Source organism: Thermaerobacillus caldiproteolyticus, from assembly GCF_013761245.1.
Taxonomy (GTDB): Bacteria; Bacillota; Bacilli; order Bacillales; family Anoxybacillaceae; genus Thermaerobacillus; species Thermaerobacillus caldiproteolyticus.
The window spans coordinates 254492-266780 of sequence record NZ_JACDUT010000004.1 but is presented as its reverse complement, the minus strand read 5'-3'; the positions used below and the strand labels follow the sequence as shown (position 1 = coordinate 266780).

Here is a 12289-nt window from a genome sequence, read left to right as displayed (position 1 = left end):
CCTGTTCGTTATTTTGTATATCTTTTAAAAATCAATGTCGCATTATGGCCGCCAAACCCAAGCGAATTGCTGAGTACCGCATTGACTTCTTGACGTCTTGCTACGTTTGGTACATAGTCAAGATCACACTCTGGATCAGGTGTTTCGTAATTGATCGTTGGCGGAATGATTCCTTCTTTAATCGTTAATACAGAGAATACTGCCTCCACAGCTCCTGCGGCTCCCAACAAATGTCCAGTCATTGATTTCGTCGAGCTAATTGCCAATTTATACGCATAGTCGCCGAATACTTCTTTAATCGCCATCGTCTCATATTTATCGTTATACTCCGTGCTTGTACCGTGTGCATTAATATAATCGATTTCTTCTGGCTGCATTCCGGCGTCTGCCAATGCTTTCCGCATTGCACGCGCGCCGCCTTCCCCACCTGGAGCCGGCGCGGTAATATGATACGCATCCCCTGTCGCTCCATAACCGACAATCTCGGCATAAATGTGAGCACCGCGTTTTAACGCATGTTCTAATTCCTCTATTACGAGAATGCCAGCGCCTTCTCCCATGACAAAACCATCGCGGTTTTTGTCAAATGGGCGGCTCGCTTTGTTTGGATCCGGATTTGTTGATAAAGCAGTATTGGCGCAAAAGCCAGCTAGCGACATTTTCGTAATAGGCGCTTCTGTTCCACCAGTAATCATGACATCTGCATCACCGCGCTGAATCGCTTTAAACGCGTCACCAATAGAGTTCGTTCCCGTTGCGCACGCAGTGACGGTACAAGAGTTAATTCCTTTCGCTCCTAGAATGATCGATACTTGACCAGCCGCCATATCCGGAATCATCATTGGCACAAAAAATGGACTGACACGACGATAACCGCGTTGCTGGAAGATTTCGAACTGTTGCTCGAATGTTTCCATCCCGCCGATTCCAGAGCCGATCCAGACGCCGACTCGTGTCGCATTTTCTTCCGTAATTTCTAGCTTCGCATCCTTAACAGCCATAAGCGCGGCGGCAACCGCATATTGCGTAAAGCGGTCCATTTTTCGCGCTTCCCGTTTATCTATATAATTTTCTGGATTAAAATCTTTTACTTCTGCTGCTACTTTTGCCGGAAAGTCGTCAGGATTGACACGAGTCAACGGCCCAATTCCTGTCCGACCAGCAATTAAATTGTTCCACGTCGTTTCAACATCGTTTCCAAGCGGAGTAACTGCACCTAGACCTGTGACAACGACTCTTCTCTTTTCCATTCTTTTGTCTCTCCTTTTTCTTGTAATGAAAGAGTGTCGATGGTCGATGATTTAGCGACCCCATCGTAACGCGATCGCTCCCCATGTTAGGCCGCCACCAAAACCAACCATAATAATCAAATCATCGTCTTTAATTTTCCCTGCTTCCAATTCTTCGACAATCGAAATCGGAATGGAGGCTGCCGACGTATTTCCATACTTTCTTACCGTTGTCGACATTTTCTCTTCCGGCAACTCTAGTCGCTGCCTTGCAGCTTCGACGATGCGGATGTTGGCTTGATGCGGGATGAGAAAATCAACGTCTTGCTTTGATAAACCTGCTTTTTCTAGCACATTAATGCATGATTCTCCCATTTGCCGAACGGCAAATTTGAACACTTCTCTCCCATTCATAATGACATATTCGTCTTGGTATAAATGTTTTCCTCCTGTTCCATCAGCTCCTAATTCAAATGATAAAATGCCCCGGCCTTCAGAAACGGGTCCCATTACCACTGCGCCTGCGCCATCTCCAAATAACACAGCAGTATTTCGATCGTTCCAATTGACGATTTTCGATAACTTCTCAACACCAACTACTAATATATAGCGATACGCTCCATTGTCAATAAATTGTTTTGCCGTGACCATACCGTAAATAAAACCCGCACATGCCGCACTAATATCAAGCGCCGCTGCTTTGGTCGCTCCTAGACGTTCCTGCAGCATACACGCAACCGATGGAAACGGACGGTCCGGCGTCACCGTGGCCACTAAAATTAAATCAATGTCGGTTGCTGAAATTCCCGCATCCTCTAATGCTTTTTTAGCTGAAAAATATGCCATATCGGATGTATCGATATTGTCAGGAGCAATTCTTCGTTCTTCAATTCCCGTTCTCGTCCGAATCCATTCATCAGACGTATCCATCATTTTTTCTAAATCAAAATTGGTTAACACCTTCTCCGGTAAGTATCGCCCAATCCCTATAATACCTGCACCCACGCTGAACAACTCCTTCAGTATTATATAACCAATTACTATTACTTGGTACTAATTTTATCGGAATTTTGTTAAACGTGCAATACAAATATTTGGTACGTGGTATACGTCTAATCAATTCTTTTTTTTTCACATAAAGTGCTAATAAAGAGGAAAGGGAAAGGAGAGGAAAGCATCATGGAAGACACGGAACAAAATAAGCAAACTGACCAAGAAGCCAAGGAGCAAAATGAGCAGACTAACCAACGAGAGGATCGTTTTTCCCGTTTAATGTTCGGGCCGTTTCCGTCACGTCAAAGAGAGAACGTTCTAGGAAAAAGCGAATTTAGCGAATTCCCTCCGCAACAAGGGCTCGATTTTATGCAATTAATGCAAGATATTGATACGCTTGTCTCCTCATTTAATCAATTAAAGCCCCTTATGAAAAAATTCACTTCCTTTGTTGACCTTTTCAAAAAATCATAACGACAACGGTTCCCCGATGAGGCATGTTCTTGTTTGAATGCCTCTTATTTTCTTTGCCAAAAATAATTCCCCTACCGTTTCTATACTCGATAGAGGAATTTATTGTAAATCATTATATTGCTGATAAAATTGATGAATCGCTTTGGAAAAGCTGTATCTTTTTTCTGGTAAATGGTATACAACATCCACCTGACCTTTTACCTTCCTCGCTAATTCCTCATATTTTCGACAATGAAAAGAGGAAGGATAAGAAGTAACACCCGATAGTTGCCATATCTTAATGGGAACGCATGATTGAACAAATGATAATGAAGGGACTGCGTCTTTTATATTCATTTCGTCGATTTCATACGCTACCGAAATTTCTTTGACCATTCGTTTGTAAAAAAACTTATTTTCTTTTTCATACGCCAGCTGCGCTTGTAAATCTAAGCATGGGCTTAACATCACTACCGCGCGAATTTGCTGTGGCAGTGTTTCAAGCAACCGCAGTGCGACAAGAGCTCCCATTCCTTCAGCAAGAATATAGATGCGATTGTTTAATATTTCACTTTTTAACACGTAGTAAATCAGTTGCTTTACCAAACGGACTGCCTTAGGACTCCCCCAATGTCGACCATATAAATTCGAATAAAAAATGGTATATCCATATTCACGTAGATCGTTAAGAAGCTGGCGTCTTCCTTTATGCTGTAGCCAAAAACTTGTGCTGTCACTGACGAAATGGTTCGTGTCACCAAGGATCAGAATTGCAAATCCGTTCGGGCGCTCCGGCAAGTGAACTACACACCATTGATCATCAAGCTGGAAAAAACGTTGTTGAACCTCCATTCGTATTCACCCTTACTTTTTACAGAGCATAGTTGCACAGTATACTGTATGCAAAAGATGCTAAGAAGTAAGGGGATATTGCCCAAAAACAAAAGGACATTTTCGATTTCTATAAGTTATGGTAAGATAAAAACGGAATGTTACAAAGATTGAGGTGAATGCGGTGAAATTTTTTTGGACATTTTTTTGGACGTTTCTGCTAGTACAAATGGCCACATACGTCATTGGCTCGATGCAAGGTATTGCTTATCACTTTTCAACAGGAGCTTTATTAGGGGTTGTTGTTACGATTCTCATCATCATCATCGCTAACTTACTTCCTGACGAACCAGTTGAACATCACTAAGAAAAGCGGAGGTGACTTGCCTAACCGCAATGGGCAAATGTTCTTCCCCCGCGGAAATGTCTGCATTCGAGGGTGAAGGTGATTTGGCCCAAGCGGTTGGTCACCGGAGCTAGACAAAAAGAAAAGCGAAGGCGGCGCGTGTAACTTCGTAAGAAATAAGGCTGTCCCGAAAGTAAAGGGACAGCCTTGTTCATTTTATTTCGCTGTCACAACGATTTGTCCGCCTTCATAATCAACATCGACTGTGCTGTAATCTTTGATACGGCCAGCGATGATTTCTTTCGCTAATGGGGTTTCAATATGTTTTTGAATAAATCGTTTTAATGGTCGTGCTCCGTAAACCGGATCGAATCCGGATGTAGCAATGTATTCTTTTGCTTTTTCCGTCAATGTGAGGGAAATATGGCGATCGGCCAGCCGCTTGGCAAGTTCCTTCACTAATTTTTCGACAATTCCTTTTACTTCTTTCGTTGTTAACGGTTTAAATAAAATAACATCATCCACGCGGTTTAAAAATTCCGGACGGAAATGAGCGCGCAATTGTTGTAATACTTGTTCTCGCGTTTCTTCTTTGATCTCTCCATCCTCTTTGACTCCTTCTAACAACGCATGCGAGCCGATATTTGATGTCATAATGACGACCGTATTTTTAAAATCGACCGTGCGCCCTTGGGAATCAGTAATACGTCCATCATCCAACATTTGTAATAAAATATTAAACACTTCTGGATGCGCTTTTTCGATTTCGTCAAGTAAAATGACGGAATACGGTTTGCGCCGTACCGCTTCCGTTAATTGCCCCCCTTCTTCATAACCGACATAACCAGGCGGAGCACCAATTAAGCGCGATACCGCATGTTTTTCCATATATTCGGACATGTCGATGCGAATCATTTGTTCTTCGCTATCAAATAACGCTTGCGCGAGCGCCTTCGCCAGCTCCGTTTTTCCGACACCGGTTGGTCCTAAAAAAATAAAGGAACCGATCGGACGATTAGGATCTTTAATGCCCGCACGAGCACGCAACACCGCATCAGCGACAAGCTCGACCGCTTCATCTTGCCCGATGACACGCTCATGTAAAAGGTCATGCAGACGCAACAGTTTTTCGCGTTCCCCTTCGACTAATCGTGTTAACGGAATTCCTGTCCATCTTGAGACGATTTCCGCGATTTCTTCCTCTGTTACTTCCTCACGAAGGAGACGACCTTCTTTGTTTGTTTCGTTCATTTGCTGTTCAAGCTGCTTTAATTGTTTTTCCAGCTGTGGGATGCGACCATGGCGAAGTTCAGCAGCTTTATTTAAGTCATACTCGTTTTCTGCTTCTTCCAATTCGCGTTTAGCTTTTTCAAGAGCTTCACGAACATTGCGCACTTGTTGAATCGCTTCTTTTTCTTGTTGCCATTGCGCTTTCATGCTGTTTGCTTTTTCGCGCAAATCGGCGAGCTCTTTTGTTAAAGTCTCGAGCCGCTCCTTGCTTGCTTCATCCGTTTCTTTTCGCAACGCCGCCTCTTCGATTTCCAGCTGCATGACTCGCCGCATCACTTCATCAAGCTCGGATGGCATGGAGTCAATTTCGGTACGAATCATCGCACACGCTTCGTCGACTAGATCGATCGCTTTATCAGGTAAAAAGCGGTCGGAAATATAGCGATCCGATAATGTTGCTGCCGCCACAAGAGCACGATCGTGAATGTTGACGCCGTGATGGATTTCAAATCGCTCTTTTAAACCGCGCAAAATGGAAATCGTATCTTCGACGCCCGGTTCTTCGACAAGCACTTGCTGGAACCGACGCTCCAAGGCCGGGTCTTTCTCGATATATTGCCGATATTCATCGAGCGTTGTTGCACCAATGCAATGCAATTCCCCGCGCGCTAGCAGCGGCTTTAGCATGTTTCCAGCATCCATTGCGCCTTCTGCTTTTCCCGCTCCGACAATCGTGTGCAATTCGTCAATAAATAAAATAATTTTTCCTTCGCTTTTTTTTATTTCATTGAGCACCGCTTTAAGACGTTCTTCAAATTCACCGCGAAATTTCGCTCCGGCAACAAGAGAACTCATGTCTAAGGCAAAAATCGTCTTATCTTTTAACCCTTCTGGAACGTCTTTCCGAACAATGCGTTGCGCCAACCCTTCAACGATCGCTGTTTTTCCGACGCCCGGCTCCCCGATTAACACCGGATTGTTTTTTGTCTTGCGCGATAAAATGCGAATAACGCGGCGAATCTCGCTATCGCGACCGATGACAGGATCGATTTTTCCCGCTCTCACTTCCGCTACTAAATCGCGGCCGTATTTTTTTAGAGCTTCGTATGTAGCTTCTGGAGTTGGACTTGTCACGCGCTGATTCCCCCTTATTTCTGTTAATACTTTTAACAATGATGAACGGTCAATACGGTATTGCTGGAGCAAATGGCTAATATCGTTGTTTTCAATTGTTAATGCCAATAATAAATGTTCGACTGATAGATATTCATCTTGCATTTGCTTTGCCTCTTGTTCGGCATTCGTAATGAGGCGTTGCAAGCGATGGGTCATATAGATGTTTCCTTCTTCGACCCCTGCGCCAAGTACTTCCGGTTTTTTCTTTAAACACGCTCGCAACTCGTTCGTGAACGCCTCTACATTCACATGAAGCAGAGTTAATATTCTTCCTGCTAGTCCTTCTTCTTGTTGAAGCAAAGCGAGTAAAAGATGCTCGATATCCATTTGTTGATGATGATGTTTCACAGCAAGAGATTGGGCAGCGATGAACGCTTCTTGCACTTTTTCTGTCATTTTATTTATGTTCATTGCTTTCGCCCCTTTTTTGACTTTTTTTGACCTTTAAAGTCATTATAACGGATGCTCCCTTTTGAATTCAAATGGAAAGCCATCCCCATATGAGAATGGCTTTTTCGCATGATTAAGAAAGTATAACTTTTTACCGTTCACAGCGTCCCCGCTTTTCTTGTTTACGGTTTTCGCATATATGTCCAATGACGATTATGGTTCGATGTTTCTGGGAACGTGTCTCCGGCTTTTAACCTGATTTTCTTTGGATGCTTCACATTATCTCCTGTTTCACCAATTTCGATATAGACACCATTGTTCGGTGCTTTATCCCCCGGTCCAAAATGTCGTCTCTGGCCCATCTTCATTCCTCCCTTAAACCAAAGGTACATTATTAACGTTCCCGTTGTCTCTTCCGTTCATAACTACGCAAATGATGGTACAACATGATAAAAGCACCGGAATGTAATCCAGTGCTTTTCGTTTATACTAAAAGAGATAGTAAAATCGCTTTTTGTACGTGAAGTCGATTCCCTGCTTGTTGAAACACAAATGAATGAGCGCTGTCAATCACATCAGCTGTCACTTCTTCACCACGATGTGCCGGCAGGCAATGGAGAAAGATGTAATCATCTTTCGCTTTTTGTACTAGCTGCTCATTGACTTGAAACGGCTGAAAGACAGAAAGCCGCTCTTCACTTTCTTGTTCTTGTCCCATGCTCGTCCATACATCGGTGTAAATGACATCTGCACCTACCACTGCTTCGCTTGGATCATGCGTAACGGTAATCGCTGCTCCTGTTTGTTCTGCCGCTTTTACTGCCTCTTTTACATAATTCTCTTTCGGTTCATAGCCAATCGGACAAGCGATTGTACAATCCATGCCCACTTTTGCTGCGGCGATCATTAACGAATGAGCAACATTGTTGCCGTCACCGACATAAACAAGCTTAATCCCTTTTAATTTCTTTTTTAATTCATAAATTGTTAATAAATCGGCTAATGCTTGACACGGATGATCATCGTCGGTTAAGCCGTTAATGACAGGAATCGTTGCATAGTGAGCTAATTCCTCAATTTTACTATGGGCAAATGTACGAATCATAATTGCATCAACATATTGGGATAATACTCTTGCTGTGTCAGCAATCGTTTCGCCGCGACCGATCTGTAAGTCATTACTATTTAAATAAAGGGAATGGCCTCCTAATTGCGTCATTCCAACTTCAAATGATACTCTCGTGCGCGTTGATGGCTTTTCAAAAATCATTGCTAACGTTTTTCCCGCGAGCGGAGTATAACGTTCCCCCGCGCGCTGTTTTTGTTTTAATTCCGCAGCTAGTGCTAATACATCATGAATTTCTTCCGAAGAAAAATCGATTAGTGTTAATAAGTCTTTTCCTTTTAACGAGGAACTGATTGTTTGTTTTACGACTGGGTTCATACAATCACCGCTTTCTCTGATTTTCTTTTCTGTTCGAGCCAATTTTGAATAGACGAAACAGAAGCATTATCAATACCGATCGCCTGTAAAAATAGCTCACATGTTTCTATTTCTGTAAAGGTGATGATTTGTCGGGACAACGCAAGCATTCTCTCTTCGGTGCTTTCAGTATCTTTTTTCAGATTAAAAAACGCTAACGCTTCTTTTCGTTTCACCCATTGGGCAAACGGTATATCCGTTACAATGGTAAGTTGTTTATCTTCAATGAATTCAAGTAGTGACTGCATATTGTTCATATCAATATCTACATAAATTTCATAAGCGCCGCCTTTTTTAGATAAATACGAATGGAACGCCTTAGCCGCCGCTTCAGTCACTGTTTCAGCGATGCTGATGCCTTCTCCTGTCGATTTCATTTCCGGACCGACGAGAGGATCGACTCCCGGCAATTTATGCGTTGAAAATACCGGATATTTTAAAACGATATATGGCATATTCGCTAATCCTCGGTGTTTTTCGCCAACCGAGTCACACAAACATTTCCCAAGCAATAATTTTGTCGCAATTTGCGCGAGCGGAATTCCTGTCGTTTTGCTGACAATCGGCACGGTACGGCTTGCGCGCGGATTGACTTCTAGTACATACACTTGACCGTTGGAAATGACGTATTGAATATTCATAATCCCTTTAAATTGAAGTTTTTGAACAATTTTTTCCGCGAACGTCATGATTTGCGTTTTTTCTTCTTCCGTCAACGTCTGAGCGGGTAAGAAAGCATAACTATCTCCAGAGTGAACTCCCGCTTTTTCTACATGTTCAATAATCGTTGGAAGCAACATCTCTTCTCCATCGGCGACAACATCGACTTCCGCTTCTTTTCCGTCTAAATATGCATCGATTAAGACCGGATATGTAAACGTTAATCCTTCCTGTAACAGTTGTTGCAATTGTTGTTCATTGTTAACGATAAACATTCCTTTTCCGCCAATAACATAGGAAGGGCGAAGTAAAACCGGATAGCCTACCGCTTTGGCATTGGCGATGAGTTCATTTTCATCGTTTGCCATTAACCCCGGTACATGTGGAATATCGAGCTCTTCTAGTAATTGATAAAAGCGGTCGCGATCTTCAAGTTGGTCAATGACGTCATGGGAAACACCAAGAATGGTTACGTTCGCTTCTTCTAATCCTTTCACAAGGTTAATAGCCGTTTGACCGCCAAATTGAACGATCACTTTTTCAATTCGTTCCGCTTCAATAACATTTAACACTTCTTCTAACGTAAGGGGCTCGAAATAAAGGCGGTCCGCCACAGCAAAATCGGTACTTACTGTTTCTGGATTGTTGTTAATCAAAACCGTTTCATATCCTTCTTCTTGCAACGCATAAACGCTATGAACAGAGCTGTAGTCAAATTCAATGCCTTGCCCGATCCGAATCGGTCCTGCTCCGATAATTAACACTTTCTCTTTATCGCTTTCTTTTCGCTCATCTTGGCCAAAATACGTCGAATAATAATAGTCTGTTTCCGAATGGAACTCCGCTGCGCATGTGTCAACCATTTTGTACGAAGGAACAATGCCAAGCTGCTTCCGTTTTTCCCTTACTGCCCATTCACTTACGTTCCAGACATCAGCTAAAAACGCATCGGAAACCCCTTTTTCTTTCAAAAGACGGAACGTCGCTTCATCAATATCGTCTAAACTTGTTTCTTTCGCTTTCTGTTCCAACAAAATAAGCTGATAAAAGGAATTCAAAAAGAATCGATCAATCTTTGTCAATTCATAAATCGTTTCGATCGTTTCCCCGCGGCGGAATAGCTCGAGAATCGCAAAAAAGCGACGATCATCTTTGTTAACAAGAAGTCCTTTAAGTTGCTCATTCGTTTGTGCTGCTAATTCCGGTAAACATAACCCCACGTTTTCTCCTTCTAACGAATGGACTGCTTTTTGAAAAGCGCGCTCCATATTACGGTCAATCGCCATGACCTCACCGGTTGCCTTCATTTGTGTACCGAGTCGGCGATCGCCGTGAGGGAATTTATCAAACGGTAGGCGTGGAAACTTGACAACAACGTAATCAAGAGCTGGTTCAAAGCTGGCATACGTATTTTTCGTTACCGGATTTAACAGCTCCGCCAATGTATAGCCGACCGCTAATTTCGCTGCGATGCGCGCAATCGGATAGCCCGTCGCTTTTGACGCGAGCGCGGAAGAACGGCTGACACGCGGATTAACTTCGATTAAATAGTAATGTTTGCTGAATGGGTCAAGGGCAAATTGGATATTGCATCCGCCGATAATGCCAAGAGCAGAAATAATTTTGACTGCAGCGGAGCGCAACATATGGTATTCTTCATCTGTTAATGTCTGCGATGGAGCGACGACAATAGAATCGCCGGTATGCACACCGACCGGATCGACGTTTTCCATATTACATACGGTAATACACGTATCTGTATGGTCGCGCATCACTTCGTATTCAATTTCTTTATAGCCGGCGACGCTTCGCTCAATAAGACATTGCGTAATCGGACTTTCCGCTAATCCTTTTTCGACTAAAGCGACGAATTGCTCCATCGTCATTGCAATACCACCGCCTGTTCCCCCTAATGTATAGGCAGGGCGGATAATAATTGGGAAGCCAATTTTTTTAGCAAATGCGACAGCATCGTCTACGTTTGTGATGATCTCGCTCTCTGGAACCGGCTCTCCTAATTCATACATGAGTGAGCGAAACGCCTCGCGATCTTCCCCTTTTTTAATTGCGTCAATCGGCGTTCCGAGCAACTTTACGCCGTATTTTTCTAAAATTCCGGCTTCATGAAGTTGGAACGCTAAGTTTAACCCCGTCTGTCCTCCGAATGTTGCTAACAAGCCATCGGGTCGCTCTTTGGCAATAATTTTTTCGATACTATCGACAGTTAGCGGTTCAAAGTAGACGGCATCCGCATGAACTTCGTCTGTCATAATCGTTGCCGGGTTATTGTTGACTAAAATTATACGGTAGCCTTCTTCTTTTAATGCAATACACGCTTGAGTGCCGGAATAATCAAACTCGGCTGCCTGGCCAATGACGATCGGTCCGGAACCGATGATTAAAATCGATTGCAGCGTTAAATCCTTAGGCATATACTTTCTCCCCTTTTAGCACGGTTTGTAAAAATTCATCAAAGATGTCATTCGTATCGCTAGGGCCGGGATGTGCCTCTGGATGATATTGCACCGATAAAATTGGCTTGTAGCGATGCACCATTCCTTCGACCGAGCTATCGTTCACGTTCGTAAACCGAACAATGAACGGTGTATTCGCTAAGCTGTTTTCATTAACGACATAGCTATGATTTTGCGAAGTCATGAATACTTTCTTTTTAACTGCATCATACACCGGTTGATTCGCCCCGCGATGTCCAAAGCGAAGTTTTTCCGTATTCGCTCCGTACGCCAACGCCACTAATTGATGACCTAAACAAATCGCAAGTGTCGGATAATGATCGATGATATGGCGAATATTCGGCAAATGTTTCGAAAGTTGTTTCGGGTCTCCCGGTCCGTTCGATAGCACAATGCCGTCCGGCTGAAGCGCTTGAATCGTTTGCGATGATGTATAGTAAGGAACGATGGTTACTTTGCATCCTCTTGTGACTAATGATTGTAAAATCGATTTTTTATAACCAAAATCGACTAACACAATGTGTGTGTCTCCGTTTCCGTATGTTTCGATTTGCGAGGTTGAGACTTCACGCACAGGAAACGCTTTTTCTTGTAACGCTTGGATATCACATTCCGCTTCCAATGTGATATTGCCAAGCATTGTTCCCTGGTTGCGAATGTCTTTGACTAAGGCCCGTGTGTCTACATGAGTCAATAGAGGAATATTCCATTGCTGCAAATATTCTTTTAAGCTATATTCCGCTTCATAGTGGTATCCCTGAGCACTTGCCTCATAGACAATGACCGCCTGTACATGCGGACGTTTGCTTTCAAAATCTTCGGCGTTAATTCCGTAATTTCCAATTAAAGGATACGTAAATACGACGATTTGATTTTTATAAGAAGGGTCCGTCAGCACTTCTTGGTAACCGGTCATGCCGGTAAAAAAGACGACTTCCCCGCTCACTTCACTGTCTGGAAGCGGAAATTCAAGCCTTCCCGCAAATTTCTTTCCGTTTGCTAAATGCAAATACGCATTCATGAT

At 43.2% G+C, this 12289-nt stretch carries 10 protein-coding genes; 2 read left to right on the top strand and 8 right to left on the bottom strand.

The annotated features are described in order from the left end of the window. Positions 1–8: 8 nt before the first annotated feature. Complete coding sequence (gene fabF, locus HNR31_RS08255; RefSeq protein ID WP_181555775.1) at positions 9–1250, bottom strand: beta-ketoacyl-ACP synthase II; 1242 nt, start codon at positions 1248–1250, stop codon at positions 9–11. Positions 1251–1301: 51 nt separating this feature from the next. After that, entirely contained in the window at positions 1302–2234 is a 933-nt protein-coding gene (locus HNR31_RS08250; protein WP_181555774.1) for a beta-ketoacyl-ACP synthase III, read from the bottom strand. A gap of 174 nt (positions 2235–2408) precedes the next feature. Between HNR31_RS08250 and HNR31_RS08245 the strand changes: the two genes are divergently transcribed. Continuing rightward, positions 2409–2696: a hypothetical protein gene (locus HNR31_RS08245; protein ID WP_181555773.1), complete on the top strand. Its 288-nt coding sequence runs from the start codon at positions 2409–2411 to the stop codon at positions 2694–2696. Positions 2697–2795: 99 nt separating this feature from the next. Here HNR31_RS08245 and HNR31_RS08240 read toward each other — a convergent pair whose 3' ends face one another. After that, positions 2796–3527 (bottom strand): alpha/beta fold hydrolase, encoded by a 732-nt coding sequence (locus HNR31_RS08240; RefSeq protein ID WP_181555772.1) that lies wholly within the window; start codon positions 3525–3527, stop codon positions 2796–2798. A gap of 163 nt (positions 3528–3690) precedes the next feature. Here HNR31_RS08240 and HNR31_RS08235 point away from each other — a divergent pair, with 163 nt between their 5' ends. After that, positions 3691–3873: a DUF2929 family protein gene (locus HNR31_RS08235; protein ID WP_181555771.1), complete on the top strand. Its 183-nt coding sequence runs from the start codon at positions 3691–3693 to the stop codon at positions 3871–3873. Positions 3874–4068: 195 nt separating this feature from the next. On the opposite strand, the gene clpB is transcribed toward HNR31_RS08235, so the two are convergent. The 5 genes from clpB to HNR31_RS08210 form a co-directional block, all read right to left on the bottom strand. Beyond that, complete coding sequence (gene clpB / locus HNR31_RS08230) at positions 4069–6669, bottom strand: ATP-dependent chaperone ClpB (RefSeq protein ID WP_181555770.1); 2601 nt, start codon at positions 6667–6669, stop codon at positions 4069–4071. A gap of 161 nt (positions 6670–6830) precedes the next feature. Further along, a complete protein-coding gene (locus HNR31_RS08225) occupies positions 6831–7010 on the bottom strand; it encodes a YjzC family protein (protein WP_181555769.1) in 180 nt (59 codons plus the stop codon). Positions 7011–7132: 122 nt separating this feature from the next. Continuing rightward, on the bottom strand, positions 7133–8092 hold the full coding sequence (gene argF, locus HNR31_RS08220; protein ID WP_181555768.1) for an ornithine carbamoyltransferase: 960 nt from the start codon (positions 8090–8092) through the stop codon (positions 7133–7135). After that, entirely contained in the window at positions 8089–11223 is a 3135-nt protein-coding gene (locus HNR31_RS08215; RefSeq protein ID WP_181555767.1) for a carbamoyl phosphate synthase large subunit, read from the bottom strand. Before HNR31_RS08215 ends, argF begins: the two co-directional genes overlap by 4 nt. Then, complete coding sequence (locus tag HNR31_RS08210; RefSeq protein ID WP_181555766.1) at positions 11216–12286, bottom strand: carbamoyl phosphate synthase small subunit; 1071 nt, start codon at positions 12284–12286, stop codon at positions 11216–11218. Before HNR31_RS08210 ends, HNR31_RS08215 begins: the two co-directional genes overlap by 8 nt. Positions 12287–12289 lie beyond the last annotated feature (3 nt).